This is a genomic window from Promicromonospora sp. MEB111 (assembly GCF_030209445.1).
Classification (GTDB): Bacteria; Actinomycetota; Actinomycetes; order Actinomycetales; family Cellulomonadaceae; genus Promicromonospora.
Genome location: NZ_JARVSD010000008.1, coordinates 114,320 through 137,210 on the forward strand (window position 1 = coordinate 114,320; position 22,891 = coordinate 137,210).

Annotated in this window: 22 protein-coding genes; 15 read left to right on the forward strand and 7 right to left on the reverse strand. The window is 73.0% G+C overall.

Going from position 1 to position 22,891, the window contains the following annotated elements; translation table 11 throughout:
* Nucleotides 1–170 precede the first annotated feature (170 nt).
* The 8 genes from QRN56_RS09390 to QRN56_RS09425 are packed head-to-tail and all read left to right on the forward strand — an operon-like array spanning nt 171 to nt 8,059.
* Nucleotides 171–1,373 (forward strand): substrate-binding domain-containing protein, encoded by a 1,203-nt coding sequence (locus QRN56_RS09390; RefSeq protein WP_502928775.1) that lies wholly within the window; start codon nt 171–173, stop codon nt 1,371–1,373.
* The gene (locus QRN56_RS09395) at nt 1,373–2,158 is read left to right on the forward strand and encodes an ABC transporter ATP-binding protein (RefSeq protein ID WP_285102625.1); all 786 of its coding nucleotides are present in this window, start codon (nt 1,373–1,375) and stop codon (nt 2,156–2,158) included. The genes QRN56_RS09390 and QRN56_RS09395 overlap by 1 nt, the downstream gene beginning before the upstream one ends.
* A complete protein-coding gene (locus QRN56_RS09400; protein ID WP_285102626.1) occupies nt 2,155–2,916 on the forward strand; it encodes an ABC transporter ATP-binding protein in 762 nt (253 codons plus the stop codon). Before QRN56_RS09395 ends, QRN56_RS09400 begins: the two co-directional genes overlap by 4 nt.
* The gene (locus QRN56_RS09405) at nt 2,913–3,788 is read left to right on the forward strand and encodes a branched-chain amino acid ABC transporter permease (protein WP_285102627.1); all 876 of its coding nucleotides are present in this window, start codon (nt 2,913–2,915) and stop codon (nt 3,786–3,788) included. Before QRN56_RS09400 ends, QRN56_RS09405 begins: the two co-directional genes overlap by 4 nt.
* Nucleotides 3,785–4,876: a branched-chain amino acid ABC transporter permease gene (locus tag QRN56_RS09410; RefSeq protein WP_285102628.1), complete on the forward strand. Its 1,092-nt coding sequence runs from the start codon at nt 3,785–3,787 to the stop codon at nt 4,874–4,876. The genes QRN56_RS09405 and QRN56_RS09410 overlap by 4 nt, the downstream gene beginning before the upstream one ends.
* The gene (locus QRN56_RS09415) at nt 4,873–6,420 is read left to right on the forward strand and encodes a class I adenylate-forming enzyme family protein (protein ID WP_285102629.1); all 1,548 of its coding nucleotides are present in this window, start codon (nt 4,873–4,875) and stop codon (nt 6,418–6,420) included. Before QRN56_RS09410 ends, QRN56_RS09415 begins: the two co-directional genes overlap by 4 nt.
* 17 nt (nt 6,421–6,437) lie before the next feature.
* Entirely contained in the window at nt 6,438–7,070 is a 633-nt protein-coding gene (locus QRN56_RS09420) for a TetR/AcrR family transcriptional regulator (RefSeq protein WP_285103148.1), read from the forward strand.
* Nucleotides 7,067–8,059, forward strand: coding sequence for an alpha/beta fold hydrolase (locus tag QRN56_RS09425; RefSeq protein ID WP_285102630.1), 993 nt, complete (start codon nt 7,067–7,069; stop codon nt 8,057–8,059). The genes QRN56_RS09420 and QRN56_RS09425 overlap by 4 nt, the downstream gene beginning before the upstream one ends.
* 276 nt (nt 8,060–8,335) lie before the next feature.
* Here the strand turns inward: QRN56_RS09425 and QRN56_RS09430 are convergent, their stop codons facing one another.
* Nucleotides 8,336–9,265 (reverse strand): LysR family transcriptional regulator, encoded by a 930-nt coding sequence (locus QRN56_RS09430; protein WP_285102631.1) that lies wholly within the window; start codon nt 9,263–9,265, stop codon nt 8,336–8,338.
* Between the two features lie 166 nt (nt 9,266–9,431).
* Between QRN56_RS09430 and QRN56_RS09435 the strand changes: the two genes are divergently transcribed.
* The 5 genes from QRN56_RS09435 (at nt 9,432) to QRN56_RS09455 (ending at nt 14,414) form a co-directional block, all read left to right on the forward strand.
* Complete coding sequence (locus tag QRN56_RS09435; RefSeq protein WP_285102632.1) at nt 9,432–10,796, forward strand: MFS transporter; 1,365 nt, start codon at nt 9,432–9,434, stop codon at nt 10,794–10,796.
* Nucleotides 10,793–11,542 (forward strand): 3-hydroxybutyrate dehydrogenase, encoded by a 750-nt coding sequence (locus QRN56_RS09440; RefSeq protein ID WP_285102634.1) that lies wholly within the window; start codon nt 10,793–10,795, stop codon nt 11,540–11,542. Before QRN56_RS09435 ends, QRN56_RS09440 begins: the two co-directional genes overlap by 4 nt.
* Nucleotides 11,543–11,621: 79 nt before the next feature.
* Complete coding sequence (locus QRN56_RS09445) at nt 11,622–12,428, forward strand: CoA transferase subunit A (RefSeq protein WP_285102636.1); 807 nt, start codon at nt 11,622–11,624, stop codon at nt 12,426–12,428.
* Between the two features lie 3 nt (nt 12,429–12,431).
* A complete protein-coding gene (locus QRN56_RS09450) occupies nt 12,432–13,082 on the forward strand; it encodes a CoA transferase subunit B (protein WP_285102638.1) in 651 nt (216 codons plus the stop codon).
* Between the two features lie 72 nt (nt 13,083–13,154).
* The gene (locus QRN56_RS09455; RefSeq protein ID WP_502928776.1) at nt 13,155–14,414 is read left to right on the forward strand and encodes an acetyl-CoA C-acyltransferase; all 1,260 of its coding nucleotides are present in this window, start codon (nt 13,155–13,157) and stop codon (nt 14,412–14,414) included.
* Nucleotides 14,415–14,532: 118 nt separating this feature from the next.
* On the opposite strand, the gene nhaA is transcribed toward QRN56_RS09455, so the two are convergent.
* Together nhaA and QRN56_RS09465 are read right to left on the reverse strand one after the other, a co-directional pair.
* Nucleotides 14,533–15,825, reverse strand: coding sequence for a Na+/H+ antiporter NhaA (nhaA, locus tag QRN56_RS09460; protein ID WP_285102640.1), 1,293 nt, complete (start codon nt 15,823–15,825; stop codon nt 14,533–14,535).
* Between the two features lie 112 nt (nt 15,826–15,937).
* Nucleotides 15,938–16,501 (reverse strand): DUF1697 domain-containing protein, encoded by a 564-nt coding sequence (locus QRN56_RS09465; protein WP_285102642.1) that lies wholly within the window; start codon nt 16,499–16,501, stop codon nt 15,938–15,940.
* 504 nt (nt 16,502–17,005) lie between these two features.
* Between QRN56_RS09465 and phoH2 the strand changes: the two genes are divergently transcribed.
* Together phoH2 and QRN56_RS09475 are read left to right on the forward strand one after the other, a co-directional pair.
* The gene (gene phoH2 / locus QRN56_RS09470; RefSeq protein ID WP_502928785.1) at nt 17,006–18,265 is read left to right on the forward strand and encodes an RNA 5'-3' helicase PhoH2; all 1,260 of its coding nucleotides are present in this window, start codon (nt 17,006–17,008) and stop codon (nt 18,263–18,265) included.
* 272 nt (nt 18,266–18,537) lie between these two features.
* Nucleotides 18,538–19,305, forward strand: coding sequence for a GOLPH3/VPS74 family protein (locus QRN56_RS09475; protein WP_285102644.1), 768 nt, complete (start codon nt 18,538–18,540; stop codon nt 19,303–19,305).
* Between the two features lie 74 nt (nt 19,306–19,379).
* Here the strand turns inward: QRN56_RS09475 and QRN56_RS09480 are convergent, their stop codons facing one another.
* The 4 genes from QRN56_RS09480 to QRN56_RS09495 all read right to left on the reverse strand — a co-directional run bounded on the left by QRN56_RS09480 (nt 19,380) and on the right by QRN56_RS09495 (nt 22,774).
* Nucleotides 19,380–20,825 carry a class II fumarate hydratase gene (locus tag QRN56_RS09480; RefSeq protein WP_285102646.1) on the reverse strand — a complete coding sequence of 482 codons (1,446 nt, stop codon included), beginning with the start codon at nt 20,823–20,825 and terminating at the stop codon, nt 19,380–19,382.
* A gap of 94 nt (nt 20,826–20,919) precedes the next feature.
* The gene (locus tag QRN56_RS09485) at nt 20,920–21,582 is read right to left on the reverse strand and encodes a carbonic anhydrase (RefSeq protein ID WP_285102647.1); all 663 of its coding nucleotides are present in this window, start codon (nt 21,580–21,582) and stop codon (nt 20,920–20,922) included.
* Complete coding sequence (locus QRN56_RS09490; protein WP_285102648.1) at nt 21,579–22,505, reverse strand: carbohydrate kinase family protein; 927 nt, start codon at nt 22,503–22,505, stop codon at nt 21,579–21,581. The genes QRN56_RS09485 and QRN56_RS09490 overlap by 4 nt, the downstream gene beginning before the upstream one ends.
* On the reverse strand, nt 22,502–22,774 hold the full coding sequence (locus QRN56_RS09495) for an exodeoxyribonuclease VII small subunit (protein WP_285102649.1): 273 nt from the start codon (nt 22,772–22,774) through the stop codon (nt 22,502–22,504). The genes QRN56_RS09490 and QRN56_RS09495 overlap by 4 nt, the downstream gene beginning before the upstream one ends.
* Nucleotides 22,775–22,891 lie beyond the last annotated feature (117 nt).

Sequence of the window (22,891 nt, forward strand, 5' to 3'; positions counted from 1 at the left end):
GGTGCGACCTGAATCACCTGTCAATAGTTCACCCGGCCGGTTCCGCGGGCGGATGGGTTGACACGAGATGCCCGTCTCGTCCACTATCTCCGCAACCTGAATCGCCTCTCAGGTTTGGGCGACGTAGCCCGCACCCCACGAGCGGCGACCACCCGAAGAAGGGCAGAGTCATGCGGACGAGGAAGTCCCTCATGGCCGTCGCCGCCGCGGCGGTGACGGGCCTGGCGCTCGCAGCGTGCGCGCCGACCGGCGCGACCACCGGCGGCAGCGGCGACGACGGCGCGGACGCGGTGCCGATCGACGTCGGCATCGTCTACTCGGAGTCCGGGCCGCTCGCCGCCTACGGCGCGGCCTACAAGCAGGGGTTCGAGGCGGGCATCGAGTACGCCACCGACGGCACCGGGACGGTGGCCGGCCACGAGCTCAACGTCACGTTCCACGACGACGCCGGCGACCCCGAGAAGGCGGTCTCGCAGGCGAAGGACCTGATCGGCAAGGGCTACCAGATCCTGGGCGGCACGGTCGTCTCGGGCGTGGCGCTGCCGCTCGCCGAGCAGGCCGAACAGAACAAGGTCCTGTACGTCTCCGGCCCCGCGGCCGTGGACACGCTCACCGGCATCAACCGCTACACGTTCCGCAGCGGCCGGCAGTCGCTGCAGGACGTCGCCGCGGCGGGCACGTTCGTGGACCCGGAAGGCGCGAAGGTCGTCGTCTTCGCCCAGGACAACGCGTTCGGGCAGGGCAACCTCGCCGCGGTCGAGGGCGTGCTGGGCGGCCAGGGCGCGGAGGTCTCCTCGGTGCTGGTGCCCGAGGACGCGACCGAGTTCACGCCCTTCGCCAAGAAGGTGCTCGACGCCGAGGCCGACATGGTCTTCGTGGCCTGGGCCGGCGCCACGACGGGCGCGATGTGGCAGGGCCTGGACCAGCAGGGCGTGCTCGACGAGACCACCGTCGTCACGGGCCTGGGCGACGTGGCCACCTACGGCGCCTACGGCGACGCTGCCCAGAAGGTCAGCTTCCTCAACCACTACTTTCCCGGCGCGGCGGGCACCGAGACCGAGACCGCGATGCTGGACACCGTCGAGGCGGCCGGCGGCACGCCGGACCTGTTCACGCCGGACGGCTTCGTGGCGGCGCAGCTCGTCGTGCACGCGATCGAGGAGGGCGCCGGCGACGTCGAGGCGATGGTCGACGCGCTGGAGGGTTATACGTTCGAGGGCCCCAAGGGCGAGACCACGGTCCGCGCCTCCGACCACGCGCTGATCCAGCCGATGTACCAGGCCAAGCTGGTCAAGGACGGCGACGCCTGGACGCCGGAGCTGGTCGAGGTCATCGACGGCGAGGCCGTCGCGCCCGCCGAGGCGACCGACTGATGGCAGCGGGTGGCGAGCCGGTCCTCGAGACGGCCGGGCTCGGGCTGACGATCGGCGGCGCGCGGATCCTCGACGGGGTGGACCTCCGGGTGGGGCGCGGCGAGCTGCTGGGCGTGATCGGTCCGAACGGCGCGGGCAAGACCACGCTGTTCAACCTGATCAGCGGGATCTACCGGGCCACGAGTGGCCGCGTGCTGCTCGGGGGCCGGGACGTGACCGCGGCGTCCGTCGCCGTCCGGGCCCGCGCCGGCCTGGGCCGGACGTTCCAGACGTCGAGCCTGTTCCCGCGGCTGTCCGTCGTGGAGAACGTCCGGCTCGCCACCCAGCGCCGCCTCGGCGGCAGCCTCTCGGTCCTGAGCTTTCCCCGGCGCGGCGACGTCGCGTCGGTGGAGGCCGCCGAGCACCTGGGCACGGTGGGTCTGACCCACCGGTCCGACGCCGCGGCCGGCGACCTGTCCCACGGCGACAAGCGCAAGCTGGAGATCGCCGTGCTGCTGGCCATGGACTCGTCGGTGGTGCTGCTGGACGAGCCGATGGCGGGCGTGGCGACGGGCGACGTCGCCGGGCTGGTCGAGGTGATCCGGTCCATCAACGACTCCGGCCGCACGGTGCTCATGGTGGAGCACCACATGGACGTGGTGCTAGGCCTGGCCGACCGGGTCGCCGTCATGCACCACGGCGAGCTGCTGACCTGCGACGTCCCGGAGAAGGTCATGGCGGACGAGACGGTGCAGTCCGCCTACCTGGGCACGACGGCCGGCTCGACCGCGGGGAGTGCCGCATGAGCGGGCCGAACGTGCTGGAGGTGCGCGGCCTGTCGGCGCGCATCGCCGGGCAGCAGGTGGTGCACGACGTGTCGTTCGAGGTCCCGGCCTCCGGCGTCACCGCGGTGCTCGGCCGCAACGGCGTCGGCAAGACGTCCAGCCTGCGGGCGATCCTCGGCCTGATCGAACGCTCGGGCGAGGTGCTGCTCGACGGCGTCCGCGTGGACGCCGAGCGCACGGACCGCATCGTCCGGCGCGGCGTGGGCTACGTGCCGGAGGACCGCGAGGTGTTCGCGGGCCTGACGGTGGCGGAGAACCTCCGGCTCGCGGAACGCGGCGGTTCCACGGCGGAGCACCGCGAGCTCGTCGACACCCTGTTCCCGGACCTGGTCAGGCGCGCCGGACAGCGTGCGGGCACGCTCTCGGGCGGGCAGCAGCAGATGGTCTCCCTGGCACGGGCGCTGCTCAACGAGAACCGGATCCTCCTCGTGGACGAGCCCACCAAGGGGCTCGCCCCGCGGATCGTGACCGAGGTGGCCGAGACCCTGGCCGCGGCCGCCCGGACCGTGCCCGTGCTGCTCGTGGAGCAGAACCTGCAGGTCGTCGAGCGGCTGGCCGAGCGCGTCGTGGTCATCGACGCCGGACGCGTGGTGCACACGGGCCCGGCGCGGGCCCTGCTCGACGACCCCGACCTGGTCCAGCGGCTGCTGGGAGTCTCGGCCGGCGAGCACGACCCGTCCGGCGAGGAAGCAGCGACCACCGCGGAGGCCGGCCGATGAGCACCCTGATCCTCCTGCTCGCCACGGGCCTCGGCCTGGGCGGACTGTACTTCCTCGTCGCCTCGGGCCTGTCCCTGATCTACGGCCTGATGGGCGTGCTGAACTTCGCGCACGGTTCGTTCCTCACGCTCGGCGCGTTCGTCGGGCTGGCGGCCGGCAACCTCGTCGGCGCGGGCACCTGGGGCGGGCTCCTGTTGGGCCTCGTGGTGGGCGCGCTGACCGGCGCGGCCGCGGCGACCGCCACCGAGCTGGGCCTCATCCGTCCGCTCTACGACCGGCACATCGAGCAGGTGCTCGTCACCGTGGGCCTCTCGCTCGCCACGGTCGCCCTGTTCGAGGGGATCTGGGGGCCGAACCCCCGGAACGTCACGCGCACCGAGTGGCTCGCCTCGACCACGGACGTGCTGGGCGCGCACGTGCCGAACACCGCGTTCCTCAACGTGCTCGCGGCGGCCGCCGTGCTCGGCGGCATCGTCGCGTTCCTGCGGTACACGCGGTACGGCCTGATCATCCGCGCCGGCGTCGAGAACCGGGCCATGGTCACGGCACTCGGCATCGACGTGCGCCGCGCGTTCACGCTCGTCTTCGCCGTGGGCGGGGCCGCGGCCGGCCTGGGTGGCGTGCTGGCCACGCAGTCGCTGAACTACGTCTCCCCGCACATGGGCGCGAGCCTGCTGATCTTCGCGTTCATCGTCACGGTGATCGGCGGCATGGGCTCGCTGACCGGGGCCGCGGTGGCGTCCGTCGTCGTCGCCGTGCTGCAGCAGCTCGCGAACTTCTACCTGAACAACACGGGCGACCTGATCGTCGTCCTGCTCCTGGCGCTCGTGCTGCTCGTGCGCCCGTCCGGACTGATGGGGAGGCCCGCATGACCCGCGCAAGCACCCGCCTCGGTGGCCTGGCGCTCCTGGTGCTGCTCGCCTGCCTGCCGCTGCTCGCGCTCCCGGTGCCGGGCGTGCTGCCCGGGTACACCTACGAGCCCGGCACGCTCCAGCTCCTCGCCCTGTGCTGGCTGACGGCGGCGCTCGCGCTGTCCTACCACCTGCTGTTCGGGGTGGCGGGCCTGATGAGCTTCGGGCACGCGCTCTACTTCGCGGCCGGGATCTACGGGCTGGCGATCGTGCTGGACCGCACCGACGTGCCGCTCCTGCCCGCCGCCGCACTGGTACTGGTGGGCGGCGTGGCCCTCGCGTTCGTCGTGGGCGCCATCTCCCTGCGCGTCACCGGCATCTCGTTCGCGATGGTCACGCTCGCGTTCGCCCAGGCGGGCAACGTGCTGGTGCGCCGCGACCAGGGCGACCTGACCGGCGGCGAGGAGGGCCTCGCGCTCGCGACCGACGGCGTGCCCGCCGCCCTGGTGGGCGTGGTCAACACCCGCAACCTGTACTGGCTGGCGCTCGCGGTGCTGCTGGTGGTCTACCTGGTGGTGCTGTGGATCGAGCGCAGCCGGGCGGGGCACATGGCCGCGGCCGTGCGCGAGAACGAGGTGCGCGTGCGGATCATCGGCGGCCGCCCGTACCTGACCAAGCTCGTGGTGTTCGTGCTGGCGGCATCGCTCGCGACCGTGGTCGGGATGGCGTACCTGCTGCTGCAGTCCGGCGCGTCGCCGGCGACGTCGACCGCGGACTTCACGCTCACGCTCCTGGTCATGGTGGTGCTGGGCGGCGTCGGGTCGCGGTGGGGCGCGGTCGTGGGGGCGGTGCTCTACACGCTGCTGGACCAGCGCCTCGCCGAGCTCGCGCACTCCGAGGCCGTGGCCGGGCTGCCGGCCGTGCTGCGGATCCCGCTGTCGGAGCCGATGTTCCTGCTGGGCACGTGCTTCGTGCTGGTCGTGATCTTCCTGCCGGGCGGGCTGGCGGGCGCGGCCGAGCGGCTGGCCGCGCGCCGTCGGCCCGGGAGCGACAGGGACGGGAGCGGCCCCGCGCCCGGAGTGCCCGCCCCCGAGGGGGCGGTCGCATGAGCGACCTGCACACGCTGGGCCGGTGGCCGCGCGACCGCGCGCTGGCCACGCCCGACCGGGTGGCCGTGGACGACCGCGGCGTCACCCTGACATATCGCGCCCTGGACGCGCGAGCCACGGCACTGGCGGCCCGGCTGCTCGACGCCGGGTACGTGGCGGGCGACCGGATCGCCACCGTCACCGGCAACAGCTCCGACCAGGTGGTGCTGTTCTTCGCCTGCGCCAAGGCCGGGCTCGTGCTCGCGCCGCTGTCGTGGCGGCTGTCCCCGCACGAGCTCGCGGCGCAGCTCGACCAGGCCGACCCCGCGCTCGTGCTCGTCGAGGAGGAGTGCGGCACCCTGGCGGACGCCGCGCTCGAACGGCTGCCGCTGCCGCCGTCGCGCACGGCGCTCGGGCCGCACGGCGTGGAGGCGCGCGTGCCCGCGCCCACGCGGCGGACGTCGCTCGCGGAGCCGTCCGCCGGAGCGCGGGGCCGGGTGGTGCGCGACGACGACCCGCTGCTGCTGGTGTTCACGTCCGGCACGGGCGGCGCCTCGCGGGGTGCGCTGCTCACCCACGCGAACTGCTTCTGGAACAACCTGTCGCTGTCCCGGACGGTCGAGCTGACCAGCACGGACGTGGTGCTCTCGGTGCTGCCCCAGTTCCACGTGGGCGGCTGGAACATCCAGCCGCTGCTGGCCTGGTGGACGGGCGCCACCGTGGTGCTGGAGCGCACCTTCGAGCCCGAGCGCGTGCTGCGCCTGGTCGCCGACCGGCGCGTCACCACGATGATGGGCGTGCCCACCAACTACCTGCTGCTTGCCGAGCACCCCGGCTTCGCGGCGGCCGACCTGAGCTCGCTGCGGCACGCGGTGGTGGGCGGCGCGCCCATGCCGGAGCCGCTGCTGCGCGCCTGGCACCGGCGCGGCGTCGCGCTCACCCAGGGTTACGGGCTCACCGAGGCGGGCCCCAACGTGCTCTGCCTGCCCGACGACGTGGCGCGCGACCGCGTCGGCTCCGCCGGCGTGCCGTACCCGCACGTCGAGGTGGCGGTGGCCGACCCGGTCACCGGCGAGCATCTCGTGGGCACCGCCACGGGCGAGCTGCTGGTGCGCGGCCCGAGCGTGTTCGCGGGCTACTTCCGGGAGCCGGAGGCGACGGCGGCGTCGTTCGCGGGCGGCTGGCTGCGCACCGGTGACCTGGTGGAACGCGACGCCGACGGGTACTACCGCGTGGTCGACCGGCTCAAGGACGTGTTCATCACGGGCGGCGAGAACGTCACCCCGGCCGAGGTGGAGGCGGCGCTGCGCCGGCACCCCGCCGTGGCGGACGCCGCCGTGGTGGGCGTGCCCGACGAGCGCTGGGGCGAGGTGGGCCACGCGTTCGTGGTGCCGCGCGGCGGGCTGCTCACCGACGCGGAGGATCTCGCGGCCTTCTGCCGGCGCGAGCTGGCCGGCTACAAGGTGCCGCGGCACTTCGACCTCGTCCCGGACCTGCCACGCTCGTCCCTGAACAAGGTGGTGCGCTCGGCGCTCCACGTACGCCCTGCCAAGGAGGCCCGGTGAGCACCATCTCCCAGCCCATGACCAAGGGGGAGCGCACCCGCGCGCGCATCCTCGTCGCCGCCGAGCGGGTGTTCGCCGAGCTCGGCTTCCACGACGCCTCGATCGTGAAGATCACGGAGGCGGCCGGGGTGGGGCAGGGCACGTTCTACCTGTACTTCACCTCGAAGATCGAGATCTTCGACGAGGTGGTCGAGGACCTGAACCGGCGCGTGCGGCACGCGATGATCGCGGCGTCCTCGCAGGCGTCGGGACGGATCGAGGCGGAGCGGGCGGGGTTCCGCGCCTTCTTCGAGTTCACGGCCGAGCATCCGGCGCTGTACCGGATCGTGCGGCAGGCGGAGTTCGTCTCGCCGGGCGCGCTGCGCCTGCACTACACGCGGATCGTCGAGGGGTACCGCGACGGGCTCGCCAAGGCGCAGGCCGCGGGCGAGGTCGGCGACATCGACCCCGAGGTGGCCGCGTGGGCGCTCATGGGCATCGGCGAGATCGTCGGCATGCGGTGGGTCCTGTGGGGCCCCGACGTCGAGCCCGGCGGCCCGACGTCGGCCGTCCCGCCCGAGGTGTTCGACCAGGCGATGAGGTTCATCGAGCGGGCGCTGGCGCCCGGCGGCACCGGCCCCGGCCGGAGCGAGGGGGAGAAGCGTCCATGAGCGTCGTCGACCAGGTGGAGGCCACCGGCTCGCACACCTACACCACCCACGACGTGGCGGTGGCGGGCGGCGCGCTGCGGGTGGGCGTCTGGGAGCCGACGGCGCCCGAGGCGACCGGCCCCGACGGCGCGCCCCTGCCCGCCGTCGTGCTGGTGCACGGCATCACCGCCTCGCACCGCGCCTGGCCCGCGGTCGTCTCCGCGTTGCCCGGGCGCCGCGTCGTCGCGCCCGACCTGCGCGGCCGCGGCCGCAGCAACACGCTGCCCGGCCCGTACGGCATGGCCGCGCACGCCGACGACGTCGCGGCCGTGATCGGGGCGCTCGCGGCCGGGCCGGCGGTCGTCGTCGGACACTCCATGGGCGGTTTCGTGTCGCTCGTGCTGACGCACCGGCACCCGGACCTCGTGGCCCGGCTCGTGCTCGTCGACGGCGGTCTGCCCATCCCGCTGCCGCCGGGGGTGCCGGACGGCGCGACGCCCGAGGAGCTGGTGCGGGCGCTGCTCGGCCCCGCGATCGAGCGGCTGACCCAGACCTTCCCGAGCGCCGAGGCGTACCGGGAGTTCTGGCGGGCGCACCCCGCCTTCGCCCGGTGGAACCCCGTCGTGGAGCAGTACGTGGACTACGACCTGGCGGAGTACCCGCCGGTGGGTGCTGCCGTTGCCGGGTCGCCGGGCGCGCCGGTGCTCCGGCCCGCGACGTCGCCCGACGCCGTCGCCGCGGACTCGGCCGACTCCGCACGGGGCGACGCCGTGCCCGCCGCGCTCGCCTGGGCCGCCGAGACCGGCCTGCCGATCACGTTCCTGCGGGCGCCGCGCGGCCTGCTCGACCAGCCCGGCGGCATGTACCCGGCCGACACCGTCGCGGAGTGGTTGGGCCGGCTCCCCGGGCTGACGGCGAGCGAGGTGCTCGGCGTGAACCACTACACGATCATCATGGCGGAGCCGGGCATCTCGGCGGTGAGGGCCGCGGTGACCACCGTCGAGGGCTGACCGACGCCCCGGCGAGCGGCCGCGGATCGAGATGCCGCGGGGGAGCGCCGCGGGGTGACCACCGCTTCTGCGGAGGTGGCCGGGTGGGCTGAATCCCGTTCGTTCCGGCTACGGACTTTCTGGCTCTGCCGGACTGTCTGGCAAGGCCGTATTCAACGGGTCCGGGGTGGACAAAGTTCAGCCCACCCGGCCACCTCTCCCGGTGTGTGCCTCACCCCGTCGAGCTCCGCGCCGCCCGCCGGGCCGCGCCTCTGGTCCGGCGATGGTCCAGCGCCGTCAGGCCTCCGGGCGCCGGCCCAGCATGCGGTCGCGCTGAAGGTTCATCTCGTCGGCCAGCACCTGGACGACAGCCGCCACGGCCGGCCGGCGCCAGGACTCGCTGCGGATCACGGCCCAGTAGGGCAGGCGTTCGGTGACCTCGTCGGGCAGGAGGCGCACCAGGTCGTCGTGCCGGTCGGCCATGAAGCAGGGCAGGAACCCGAGCCCCGCGCCCGCGCGCGTGGCCTCGACGTGCACGAACACGTTGGTCGAGGCCAACGCGTCCGGCATGCCCGGCACGAGGCGGCGCGGGGCGTCGAGGTCGTTCACCTGGAGCATCGAGTCGACGAAGTAGACCAGGCCGTGCCGCGACATCTCCTCGACCGTGGTGGGCGTGCCGTGCCGCGCCAGGTAGTCCCGCGAGCCGTACATGCCGAGCACGTACTCGCCCAGGCGCACGGCCTTGGCCCGCTGCACCTTCGGGTCCCCGACCACGACGTCGATGTCGACCCCCGAGCGGTGGTGGGTCGCCACGCGGGTGACCGTGACGAGCTCGACCGACAGCTCGGGGTGCGCGCCCCGCAGCCGGGCGATGGCGGGGGAGGCGACGTACGCGCTGAACCCGTCCGTGGCGGTCATGCGCACCACGCCGGTGACCGGGTCGGCCTCGGCGTCGCCCCCGACGAGCCGGTCCACGGCGTCCGACACGGCCTCGCCCGCCCGGGCCGCGCGCCGGCCGAGCGTCGTGAGCTCCCAGCCGTCCGCCCCGCGCACCAGGAGGCGCCCGCCGAGGGCGCGCTCCAGCGCCGTGATGTTGCGGGCGACGGTGGTGTGGTTGACGCCGAGCGCCTGCGCCGCCGTCGTGTACCGGCCGGTGCGCGCCACGGCGAGCAGCACCAGGAGCTGGTCGGCGACCTGGCCGGCCGGCGGGTCGTTGCGGGCTGACATGCCGTGACGTTACCAAGTGTGCATCCGTGCACATGCCGTCTGCCGACTTCGTCATTGCTGTGCACAGTGCTTCCCCGGAACACTCGGCGAGTCACAGGTGGCGGGCTGCGCGGATCGCGCGGGCCGGCCGCACACCGTGTCAGAGTCGACACCTAGGAGCAGCAGCATGTCCGCACAGCAGGGCACACAAGCACCGGACGACCGGTCGCTGATCAGGCGCATCGTCGCCGCCTCGATGGCCGGCACCGTCGTCGAGTGGTACGACTTCTTCCTCTACGCGACCGCCGCGGCGCTCGTGTTCAACAAGGTGCTCATGCCCGAGACGGGCAACGCCTACGACGCGATCATCGCCGCGTTCGTCACCTACGCCGTCGGCTTCCTCGCCCGCCCGCTGGGCGGCATCATCTTCGGCCACCTGGGCGACAAGCTCGGGCGCAAGTACACGCTGCAGTTCACGATCGTGCTGATCGGCGTGGCGACCGTGCTCATGGGCTGCCTGCCCACGTTCCAGCAGGTCGGCTTCCTCGCCCCGGCGCTCCTGGTGGTCCTGCGCTTCGTCCAGGGCGTCGCGCTCGGCGGCGAGTGGGGCGGCGCCGTGCTGCTCGTGGCCGAGCACAGCAAGGACTCCGAGCGGGCCCGCTGGACGGCGTGGCCGCAGGCCGGCGTCCCCGCGGGCAACCTGCTCGCGACCGTCGTGCTCTACACGATGTCGGCCACCCTGACGGACGAGGCGTTCCTCGCCTGGGGCTGGCGCGTGGCGTTCTGGCTGTCGGCGGTGGTCATCGTCGTGGGTTACTACGTGCGCACCCGGGTCTCCGACGCCCCCATCTACGAGGAGGCGAAGGCCGAGATCGACGAGGGCGCCAAGGGCTACGGCGTGCTCGAGGTGATCAAGCGTTACCCGCGCGGCGTGCTCACGGGCATGGGCCTGCGGTTCGCGGAGAACATCCTGTACTACCTCGTGGTCAGCTTCTCGATCGTCTACCTCGGTACCGCGCTCGGCATGGACACCACCCGCATCCTCGGTGTGGTCGCGGCCGCGCACGCCTTCCACTTCGTGGTGATCCTCGCCGTGGGCCGCCTCGCCGACAGCATCGGCCGCAAGCCGCTGTACATCGCGGGTGCCGTGCTCGGCGCGACCTGGTGCTGGTTCGCCTTCCCGGCGATGGACACCAAGAACGTCTGGGTCATCCTCGCCGTGCTCATGGCCGGGCTGCTGTTCCACGCCCTGATGTACGCGGTGCAGCCGGCCATCATGGCCGAGATGTTCCCGACCCGGATGCGGTACTCCGGCGTCTCGATCAGCTACCAGGTCACCTCCATCGTGGCCGGCTCGCTGGCCCCGATCCTCGCCACGACGTGGCTCAAGAACACCGGCTCCTGGTGGCCCACCGCCGTCTACATGGCCATCGCGGCGGTCATCACCCTGATCGCGGCGCTCGCGCTGCGCGAGACCAAGGGCGCGTCCCTGCACGCCCTGGACGCCGAGGACCAGGCCCGCGAGCGGGAGCTCGCGGAGGGCCGTTCGTGAGCCCGACCCTGGAGGGCCGCAGGGCGCTGGTGACGGGCGGCGCGAGCGGCATCGGCGCCGCGTGCGTGCGGGAGCTCGCCGCCCGCGGCGCGCACGTCACGGTGGCCGATCTCGACGGCGACGGCGCCAAGGCCGTCGCGGAGGAGGTGGGCGGCGAGGCCTGGGTGGTCGACCTGTCCGACACCCGGGCGCTCGACGACCTGAGCCTGGAGACCGACGTGCTGGTGAACAACGCCGGCATCCAGCGGGTCAGCCCCATCGAAGACTTCGTGCCGGACGACTTCCGGCTGGTCCAGCGGATCATGCTGGAGGCGCCGTTCCTGCTGGTGCGCGCGGTGCTGCCCGGCATGTACGCGCGGGGCTGGGGGCGGGTGGTCAACATCTCGTCGGTACACGGGCTGGTGGCCTCGCCGTTCAAGTCGGCGTACGTGGCGGCCAAGCACGGGCTGGAGGGCCTGTCCAAGGTGACGGCCCTGGAGGGCGGCGAGCACGGCGTCACCAGCGTGTGCGTCAACCCCGGCTACGTGCGCACGCCGCTGGTGGAGAAGCAGATCGCCGAGCAGGCGCGGGTGCACGGGATCGCGGAGTCCGAGGTGATGTCGCGGGTCATGCTCGCGGAGTCGGCGGTGAAGCGGCTGGTGGAACCGCACGAGGTCGCCGCCCTGGTGGGCTGGCTCACGGGGCCGGAGGCCGCGATGGTCTCCGGCGCCTCGTGGACCATCGACGGCGGCTGGAGCGCGCGATGAGTCGCCGCCCGGGCCGTGATGGGTGTGACACTGGCACATGGCATGACCTGCCGGTACTGACCTGATGAAGGAGTCAACGATGACTGTGGCACGCACCGGGTTCGACAAGGTGGTCGCGAGCGCGGCCGAGGCGGTGGCCGACATCCCCGACGGCGCCTCGCTCGCCGTGGGCGGGTTCGGGCTGTGCGGCAACCCGATCGCACTGATCGAGGCGCTGCTGGCGCAGGGCACCAGCGGCCTGTCCGTGGTGAGCAACAACTGCGGCGTCGACGACTGGGGCCTCGGCGTGCTGCTGAACGCCCAGCGGATCGCGAAGATGACCAGCTCGTACGTGGGGGAGAACAAGGAGTTCGAGCGGCAGTTCCTCTCGGGCGAGCTCGAGCTGGAGCTCACCCCGCAGGGCACGCTCGCCGAGAAGCTCCGCGCCGGCGGCGCGGGCATCGCGGCCTTCTTCACGCGTACGGGCGTGGGCACCCAGGTCGCCGACGGCGGCCTCCCGCGCAGGTACGACGGCTCCGGCGGCGTGGCGATCGCCTCCCCGCCCAAGGAGGTGCGCACGTTCGGTGCGGACGACGCCGAGTACGTGCTGGAGGAGTCGATCAGCACCGACTTCGCGCTGGTGCACGCCCTGCGCGGCGACCGGCACGGGAACCTCGTGTTCAACAAGTCGGCGCGCAACTTCTCGCCGCTCGCCGCGATGGCGGGGCGCATCTGCATCGCCCAGGTCGAGGAGCTCGTGGAGCCGGGGGAGATCGACCCGGACACCGTGCACCTGCCGGGCGTCTACGTGCACCGGGTGGTGCACGTCGGCACCGACATCGAGAAGCGCATCGAGCGCCGGACCGTGACGGAGCCCGCCGCGGCGTCGTCGGGCGAGGAGGGCTGAACCATGGCACTGACCCGACAGGAGATGGCCGCGCGCGCCGCGCGCGAGCTGCAGGACGGCATGTACGTGAACCTGGGCATCGGGCTGCCGACGCTCGTGCCCAACTACGTGCCGGACGACCGGCACCTGGTGCTCCAGTCCGAGAACGGCATCCTCGGCGTGGGGCCGTACCCCACGGAGGACGCCGTGGACCCGGACCTCATCAACGCGGGCAAGGAGACGGTGACGCTGCTGCCGGGCTCGTCGATCTTCGACTCGGCGACGTCGTTCGGCATGATCCGCGGCGGCAAGATCGACGCCGCGATCCTGGGCGGCATGCAGGTCTCGGCCACGGGGGACCTGGCCAACTGGATGATCCCCGGCAAGATGGTCAAGGGCATGGGCGGCGCCATGGACCTGGTGCACGGCGCGGGCCGCGTCATCGTGCTCATGGAGCACGTGGCGCGCGACGGGTCGCCCAAGATCCTGCGCGAGTGCTCGCTGCCGCTGACCGGCAAGGGCGTCGTCAACCGGATCATCACCGACCTGGCGGTGCTCGACGTGACGCCGTCCGGGCTGGTGCTCCGCGAGCTCGCGCCGGGGGTCACGGCCGAGGAGGTCGTGGAGAAGACGGAGCCGGAGCTCACGGTGGAGCTGGTGGGTTCGGCGGGCTGAGCTCGCGCGCGACCGCTGAGCTCGTCGGTGAATCCGGGGGATACGCTGGGAAGAACGGCCAAAGGAGGTCTCATGAGTGACGCATTTGCTGCTCCGACGGGTGCCACGAGCACCGGTCCGGGCGCCACGGGTCCGGGCGCGACACACAGCGCCGACGACGTGGTGATCGTCTCGGCGGCGCGGACGCCGCAGGGGCGGCTGAAGGGTTCGCTGTCCGCGCTGAGCGCGGTCGAGCTGGGCGCCGTGGCGGCGCGCAAGGCGCTGGAGGGCGCCGGCGCGCTCGCGGCCGACGTCGACAAGGTGGTCCTGGGCCAGGTGATCCAGGCGGGCGCGGGGCAGAACCCGGCCCGGCAGACGGCGGTGGCCGCCGGCGTGTCCTGGGACGTGCAGGCCGTGACGGTGAACAAGGTGTGCCTGTCGGGGCTGACGTCGATCATCGACGGCGCCCGGATGCTGCGCACGGGCGAGGCGTCCGTGGTGCTGGTGGGCGGCCAGGAGTCCATGACCAACGCCCCGCACCTGCTGGCCGGCGCGCGTTCCGGGTTCGGCTACGGGTCGGCGGAGCTGGTCGACTCCGTGGCGCACGACGCCCTGACGGATGCGTTCGACGACGTCTCGATGGGCATCTCGACGGAGGACCACAACTCCGGCGCGGTGTTCGTGTCGCGCGAGGAGCAGGACGCGATCGCGGCCGCCTCGCACCAGCGGGCCGCCGCGGCGGCCAAGGACGGCGTGTTCGAGGCCGAGCTGGCGCCGGTCTCAGTGCCGCAGCGGCGCGGTGAGCCGGTCGAGGTCCGCACCGACGAGGGCGTGCGCCCCGACACCACGCCGGAGTCGCTCGCGCGGCTTCGCCCCGCGTTCAAGAGCGACGGGACGCTGACGGCGGGCAACTCCTCGCAGATCTCCGACGGCGCGGCCGCGCTCGTGCTCACCACGCGTGGCCGGGCCGAGGCAGCCGGTGTGCCGGTGCTCGCGACGGTCCGCGCGCACGGTCAGGTGGCCGGGCCGGACAACTCGCTGCACTCCCAGCCTGCCCGGGCGATCGGCCAGGCGCTGGAGCGCGAGGGCTGGACGGCTGCCGACCTCGATCTCGTGGAGATCAACGAGGCGTTCGCCGTGGTGGTCGGGGTCTCGGCGCAGGCCCTGGGCGTATCGCTGGACATCGTCAACGTGCACGGCGGCGGCATCGCGCTGGGGCACCCCGTGGGGGCGTCCGGCGCGCGCATCGCGGTGCACGCGGCGCACGAGCTGGCCCGCCGTGGTGGTGGCCGCGCCGCCGTCGGCCTGTGCGGTGGCGGCGGGCAGGGCGAGGCGCTCCTGCTGGAGGTCTGACCGGCCGACCAACCCACTGACTCGGCGTACGCACCCTGCCGAGTCAGTGGGGTGGTCGGACCAGCCTGCTGACTCGGCGTATCCGCCCTGCCGAGTCAGTGGGGTGGTCGGGCAGGGGTCAGTGGGTCTCGCGGTCCTTCGCGTCGCCGATGTAGTCGTGCACGTCGTCCGGGCGGCCGTCGAGGTTCATGTCCGACGTCCTGGAGTGCCGGGCGTCCCGGCGCAGCGCGATCGCGCCGAGGATCGCCGCCAGCACCGACGAGCCCAGGATCGCGATCTTGGCGCCGTCGGTGTGCTCCGAGTCGCCGAACGACAGCTCGCTGATCAGCAGGGATACGGTAAAACCGATGCCGGCCAGGAGCCCCACCGGCAGCAGGTCGCGCACGCCGATCCCGTCGGGCAGGCGCAGCGGCGTGAGCCGGGTGACCAGCGCGGTGGTGCCCAGCACCCCCACGAGCTTGCCCACGACGAGGCCGGCGGCGATCGCCGCGACGACCGGCTGGCCGATCACGGCGCCGGGCCCCGCGCCGTCGACGAGCGAGACGCCCGCGGCGAAGAACGCGAACACGGGGAGGGCGAAGCCTGACGAGAACGGCCTGATCTGGTGCTCGTACCGCGTGGTGCGCGACGTCGCCTCGCCGTGCAGCGCGACCGCCGGGACGGTGAAGCCCAGCAGCACGCCGGCGATCGTCGCATGCACGCCGGACGCGTGCATGAGGGCCCAGGCCACCAGGGCGAGCGGCAGCAGCACGAACCACCGGGGCGTGCGGGAGCGCACGTGCCAGCCGAACAGCCCGGCGCAGACGAGCGTGCCGAGCAGCGGCAGCCAGTGGATCTCGCTCGTGTAGAAGATCGCGATGACCACGATCGCCAGGAGGTCGTCCACCACGGCCAGGGTGAGCAGGAAGGTCCGGATCGCCACGGGCAGGCCGCGGCCGAAGATCGCCAGCACGCCCACGGCGAACGCGATGTCGGTCGCAGTGGGGATGGCCCAGCCCCGCAGCGCCCCGGGCTCGTCGAGCAGCAGCAGGGTGCCGACGTAGATCAGCGCGGGCACGGCCATGCCGCCCACGGCGGCGATCATCGGGACGCCGGCCTCCCGGGGGTTGCGCAGGCTCCCGGCGACGAACTCCTGCTTGAGCTCCACGCCCACCACGAAGAAGAAGACCGCGAGCAGCCCGTCGGCGGCCCAGGTGGAGAGGGACAGGTCGAGGTGGACCGGGATCGGGCCGATCGCGGCGGGCCCCACGACGGCGTCGGACAGCGCCTGGTAGGACGCGCGCCAGGGGGAGTTGGCCCACAGCAGCGCGAGGAACGCGGCCCCGATCAGGAGCGCCCCGCCGGTCGTCTCGCGGGACAGCCAGGTGCGCAGGCGCTGGGCTCGGGTGGGGGCTGGGGCGGTACCGGTCAACGGTCGTCCTCTCGGGTGCGGGGTCGGCTGACACGGACCGGTCGACCCGGTCCACGCCGACCAGACTTCCCGGCACTCCCAGGGCCTCATCCTACCGGGCCGGGGCCGGGGACTACCTGGAGGCCAGCCCGGCGCAGGCGGCGCGCAGCTTGGTGATCGTGTTCCAGTTGCGGGCCGTGGTCGGTGCGCCGACCGCCCGGTCGATGACCTTCGGCGTGAGCTTGGACCGGCCGATCCCGTCCACGTAGTGCACGTACAGCACGCCCGCCGCCGTCGCGAGCATCTCCCGGCCGGGGCTGGCCAGGTCGAGCCTGGCGATGCCCGCCTCGTCGAGGTCGCCGAACGGGACGTGCACCTGCAGGTGGGACGGGTCGTCCCGGGCCGCGGCCGGGAACGGGTTGGCCGCGGCGATGGCGTCGAGCTGCTCCGCGCTCAGCCCGACGGCGGACACGTCCTGTCCCACGCGCTCCGCGAGCCGCTCCTCGACCAGCCGGGCGACGTCGGCGGCGCTCCCGGCCCCGGAGCTCCCGGGCGTCACCACGAGATTGCCGCTGTTCAGCAGCGTGCGGGCGTCGGCGAGGCCCGCGTCGTCGGCGGCTCCGCGCAGGTCCGCCGACGACACGCGCAGGCCGGGTCCGATGTTCACGGCTCGGAGCAGGACGGCGAAGGAAGCCATGTGACCATCCTGCCGCCTGGGCGCGCCTCTCTGCGAGTTTTGCTATTCCTTGGAGGAAAAATCAAGCTATTGCCACCATGTGAACAGTTCGTGACAACTTGCGACCCGCCGGGGCGAGGGTCTGGTCACGGGATGGCAGTGAGCGTAGTTTCCACCTCAGGGACGGCACCCAGTCGCCCCTTCGGGAGGCCAACCTATGGAGTGCTCGCTCCGTGGAGAAGGGCCGGCCCCGGCTCTGCGCCACGACGCGGCGCACCGAGTCGGTCGCTCGGCCCATCCACCAGCCCCGGTTCGACCGGGTCGGTTCCGCCGACAGGCGGTACCCGCCAGGTAGCGACGAGGCTGTCACGGCGTTTCGGCGCCGGAGGGAGAACCGCAGTGAGCCATTCCGCACACACCACCCGTCCGTCCGACCAGAGTGCCGACGCCGCTGCCGGCGCGGCAGGTGACGAACGCAGGACCTTCGTCATCGACACGTCAGTGCTGTTGAGTGACCCGAAGGCGATGTTGCGGTTCGCGGAGCACGACGTCGTACTCCCGATCGTCGTGGTCACGGAGCTGGAGGCCAAGCGCCACCACGCCGAGCTCGGGTACTTCGCCCGGAGCGCCCTGCGGATGCTGGACGAGCTGCGCGTGCAGCACGGCCGGCTCGACTCACCGGTTCCCGTGGGGGAGACGGGCGGCACGCTCCGGGTGGAGCTCAACCACATCGACCCCTCGGTCCTGCCCGCCGGCTTCCGGCTGGGCGACAACGACACGCGCATCCTGGCCGTGGCCGCCAACCTGGCGGCCGAGGGCAGCAGCGTCACCGTCGTCTCCAAGGACCTGCCCATGCGGGTCAAGGCGTCCGCCGTGGGCCTGCAGGCCGAGGAGTACCGGGCCGAGCTCGCGGTGGACTCCGGCTGGACCGGGATGCGCGAGATCGACCTCTCGGACGAGCAGATGGGCGCCCTCTGGGAGAACGACTCCGTCGAGATCGCGGCCCTGGACCCCGCGACGGTCGAGGCGGCCTCGCCGCTCCTGGTGCACACGGGCATGGTCGTGCACTCGCCGGGCGGTTCCGCGCTCGGCCGGGTGACGCCGGACAAGAAGGTGCGGCTGGTCCGCGGCGACCAGGAGGTGTTCGGCGTGCACGGTCGCTCGGCCGAGCAGCGCGTCGCCATCGACCTGCTCCTCGACGAGGAGATCGGCATCGTCTCGCTCGGCGGCCGGGCCGGTACGGGCAAGTCGGCGCTCGCCCTGTGCGCCGGCCTGGAGTCCGTGCTGGAGCGGCAGCAGCACCGCAAAGTGCTCGTCTTCCGGCCGCTGTACGCGGTGGGCGGGCAGGAGCTGGGCTACCTGCCCGGTTCCGAGTCCGAGAAGATGAACCCCTGGTCGCAGGCCGTGTACGACACGCTTGGCGCGCTGGTCTCGCCCGACGTCGTCGAGGAGGTCATCGCCCGCGACATGCTCGAGGTGCTGCCGCTCACGCACATCCGCGGGCGCTCGCTGCACGACTCGTTCGTGATCGTGGACGAGGCACAGTCCCTGGAGCGCAACGTGCTGCTCACGGTGCTGTCGCGCATCGGCCAGAGCTCGCGCGTGGTGCTCACCCACGACGTCGCGCAGCGCGACAACCTGCGGGTGGGGCGGCACGACGGCGTCGCGGCCGTGATCGAGGCGCTCAAGGGGCACCCGCTGTTCGCGCACGTGACCCTGACCCGGTCGGAGCGTTCGCCGGTGGCGGCGCTGGTGACCGACATGCTGGAGCGGCTGGAGGTCTGACGTCCCGCCGGACGCCCGTGCTCGGAGATGCCGGACGCCCAGGTCACCGCAAATGACCTGGGCGTCCGGTTCCTTCGGAACTTCTGGCACTGGAGAGGCGGGCCGGCCGGACGGAACCCCCCAGCCCCGCATGTCCGGTGGACCGCCTCTCCTGCGTGCTCTGCGAGGATAGCACCTTAGGTAAGGCTAACCATAGTCATGGATCAGGATGAGGTTCTCGGCCACTGGTTCAATCGGGGCGTGTCTCGCTTGTCGGATATAGCATCTGCCCCATGCTGATTGCCGAAGACTTCCTGCTGCTCGCCGTCGACGACGAGACGGGCAAGACCGCCAACGTCGACAACCTGGGTGTTCGCCTCGCCGGTGCGCTCCTGGCCGACCTCTCCGACGCGCGCAAGACCCTGCTGCGGGGTGCGCCCGAGGCCGGTGCCACCAAGGAGGAGCGCGAGAAGGCCGGTGACGCCACGATCATCGTCACTGACAACAGCCCCGTGGGCCACGTCGCCCTGGACGCCGCTCTGCAGTCCGTGCTCGCCACGCCCGACGCTCCCGCGCGGAAGGTCGTCGAGGCGATCTCCAAGGACGCCGAGGAGAACCTCCTGGCCGCGCTCGTCGAGCGGGGCATCCTGGAGAAGGAGGAGTCCAAGCTCTTCCGCATGCTCCCCGTGACCCGCTGGCCGGCCGCCGACTCGAGCCACGAGACCGCGCTGCGCGCCAACCTCACCAAGGTCCTCGTGGAGGGCGCGGAGCCCGACGAGCGCACCGCGACCCTGATCTCCCTGCTGCACGGCTCGGGCCTGATCTCCGGCCTGGTCGGCAAGGAGCAGCGCAAGGCCGCCCAGGACCGCGCCGAGGAGATCGCCGGCAGCGAGTGGGGCGTCGCCACGGTCGCCACGCAGGTCGCCATCGCGGCCTCGGTCGCGGCCGTCGCCACCGTCGGTGCCGCGGTCGCCGCCGCCGTCATCATCTCGGCCACCAAGGAGAACGCGGAGGCCGAGGCCGCCGCGATCCCGGCCGCCGAGGGCACCCCGGTCGCCTGACGACCCCGCCGTACTGACACGAAGAGGGCCGCTTCCGTCCTGGAAGCGGCCCTCCTTCGCGCGTACCGAACGGCTCAGGCCTGCGGCGGCCGCGTCATCGACAGCACGTCGAGGGCCGTGTCGAGCTGCTCCTCGGTGACCTCGCCGCGCTCGACGAAGCCGAGGTCGACCACGGCCTGGCGCACCGTGATGCCCTGCTTCACCGCGTGCTTGGCCACCTTGGCGGCGGCCTCGTAGCCGATCGCGCGGTTGAGCGGCGTGACGATCGACGGCGACGACTCGGCCAGCGCGCGGGCGCGCTCGACGTTGGCGGTGATGCCCACGATCGTCTTGTCCGCCAGCACGCGCGACGCGTTCGAGAGCAGGCGGATCGACTCCAGCACGCCCTGCGCGATCACCGGGATCTGCACGTTGAGCTCGAAGGAGCCGCTCGCACCGGCCCACGTCACGGTGGCGTCGTTGCCGATGACGCGCGCGCACACCATGAGCACGGCCTCGGGGATGACCGGGTTGACCTTGCCCGGCATGATCGAGGAGCCCGGCTGCAGGTCGGGCAGCGCGATCTCGCCCAGGCCGGTGTTGGGGCCGGAGCCCATCCAGCGGAGGTCGTTGCAGATCTTGGTCACGGAGACCGCGATGGTGCGCAGCGCGCCCGACAGCTCGACCAGGCCGTCCCGGGCGGACTGCGCCTCGAAGTGGTCGCGCGCCTCGGTCAGCGGCAGGCCCGTGTCCTGCGCGAGCAGCGCGATGACCCGCTGCGGGAACCCGGCGGGGGTGTTGATACCGGTGCCCACGGCGGTGCCGCCCAGCGGGACCTCCGCGGCGCGCGGCAGCGCGGACTGCAGGCGCTCCACGCCGTAGCGGATCGCGGCGGCGTACCCGCCGAACTCCTGGCCGAGGGTGACCGGGGTGGCGTCCATCAGGTGCGTGCGGCCGGACTTCACGACGGTGGCGTACTCGTCGGACTTGGTCCGCAGCGCGTCGGCCAGGTGGGTCAGCGCGGGGATCAGGTCGTTGACCACGCCCGACGTCGCGGCGACGTGCACCGACGTGGGGAACACATCGTTCGAGGACTGCGACGCGTTGACGTGGTCGTTCGGGTGCACGTCCTTGCCGAGCGAGGCCGTGGCGAGCGTCGCGAGCACCTCGTTGGTGTTCATGTTCGACGACGTGCCCGAGCCGGTCTGGTAGACGTCGACCGGGAAGTGGCCGTCGTGCTTGCCGGAGGCGACCTCGTCGGCCGCGGCGACGATGGCGTCGGCGATGTCCTGGTCGAGCACCCCGAGCTCCGCGTTGGCGGTGGCGGCGGCCTTCTTCACCCGGGCGAGCGCCTCGATGTGGGCGCGCTCCAGCGGGGTGCCGGAGATCGGGAAGTTCTCGACGGCACGCTGCGTCTGCGCTCGGTACAGGGCGTTCGCGGGGACGCGGACCTCGCCCATGGTGTCGTGCTCGATGCGGTATGCGGCGTTGGTGTCGCCGGGCTCGGTCGAGCCCGACGAGACGACGGTGTCAGCAGTCATGGGTCTATCGTGCCGCAGGCTCGGGCGGGTGACGCATCCCAGCGCGTGACTCGTGTCACCCCGGCCCGCCCGAGCCCTTCCGGTCGCCCGTCGGTCAGGGCCGTTCGCCGACCTCGCCGATCACGTCGACCATGCGCGCGCTGCCGACGGCGAGGTCGTACTCCAGGCCGACGACGGCGCACCGGCCCTCCTCGACCGCGCGGGCCAGCGCGGCCGAGTAGCCGTGCAGCATCCCGACCGTGTGCTTCACGTGCTCGCGGCGCAGCACGTCCTGGTCGGACAGTGCGGCCATGGCCTGGGCGGGGTCGCCCGACGTGATGCTCGCGATGGACGGGATCACCCGGTCCACGACGGCGCGTACGAACCCGGGCGGCTGCTCGCCGGTGGCGAGCGTGTGGGCGGCGGCGGCGACCGCGCCGCACGAGTCGTGCCCCAGCACCACCACGAGCGACGCGCCGAGCACCTCGACGCCGTACTCGATCGAGCCGACCACGGTGGTGTCCACGACGTGTCCCGCGGTGCGCACCACGAACACGTCGCCCAGGCCCTGGTCGAAGATGATCTCCGCGGCCACGCGCGAGTCCGAGCAGCCGAAGATCACGGTGTGCGGGTGCTGCGCGGCCTGCAGCTCACGCCGCCGGTCCGCGTTCTGCGAGGGGTGCGCGGGGGCGTCCGCGACGAACCGGTCGTTGCCCTCGCGCAGCCGCTTCCAGGCCTCGCTGGGGCTGAGCTGATCCGGGTTCTGGGTGGTGCTCACAGGCCGACCTCCTCGCGACGCGGCGGGTTGGCACCCGCCCGGGAGACGGTGATCGCGGCGACGGCGACGCAGCGGTCCAGGAGCCGCCGCACCGTGTCCGCGTCGACCGCGTTCAGGGCGTCCCGCCGGGCGGCACCCAGCAGGTCGTGCTCCCACAGGCCGTCGATCAGGGCGCCCATGAACGAGTCGCCGGCACCCACGGTGTCGACCACCTCGACGCTCGGCGCCACGGCCTCGACCTCCCCGGCGTCGGACACGGCCACGGCGCCCTTGCCGCCGAAGGTGACGACCACCAGCGCGGGCGTGCCGCGCTGCCAGTCCCGGGCGACGGCCACCGGGTCGGTGCCCGGGTAGAGCCAGGCCAGGTCCTCGTCGCTCACCTTGACCACGTCCGAGAGCTGCACGAGCGCCTCGACGCGCGGGCGCACCTCGTCGGCCGGGCCCATGATGGCGGGCCGGGCGTTCGGGTCGTAGGTCGTGGTCGACCTGGCCCGCGCGGCCTCCAGCACCTGCCGCACCTGTGCGGCGCCCGGCTCCAGCATCGCCGCGATCGAGCCGGTGTGGACGGCGAGCGCGTCGCCGGCCCCGGCGTCCTGCAGCGCTCTCGCGGGCACCTGCCAGGTGAGGTCGAAGTCGTAGCCGGCCGAGCCGCCGTCGTCCAGCGTGGCCACCGCGACGCTGGTGCGCTCCGCGCCGTCGCTGCCCTCGACGAGCCCCACCTGGGACTCCGCGAGCCAGCCGCGCACGAGGTCGCCTCGCGCGTCGGACCCGAGCCACGTCGCGAGCCGGACCTCCCGGCCCAGGCGACCCAGCGTGAGCGCCACGTTGGCGATGCTGCCGCCGGGGTGCTCGGCCGAGGTGCCGTCGGGCCGGCGCACCTCGTCCACCAGGGCCTCGCCCACGGCGAGCACGTGCGCGCTCACTCGGCGTCCTCCGGCGAGTCGGCCGCGGCCGTCGACGCGTTCTGCGCGGCGGCGAGGCGCTCCCGGGCGCCGTCGAGCCACTCCTGGCAGCGGGCGGCCAGGGCCTCACCGCGCTCCCAGAGCGCGAGGGACGCCTCCAGCGGCTCGCCGCCGGCCTCCAGCCGGCCGACGACCTGCACGAGCTCGTCGCGGGCCTGCTCGTAGCTGAGGGAGGCGACGTCGGGGGTCTTCACCGGCTCGCCTGCATCGGTCACAGCATCTGTACTCACGGGGAACAGTCAACAGCACACCGCCGACATCCGGGGTCCGCTGTCCACAGGTTCGACGGCCGACAGGTCCGACGTCCGACGGGCGGACCGGAATCAGTTTGGTCCCGGCCGGTCCGG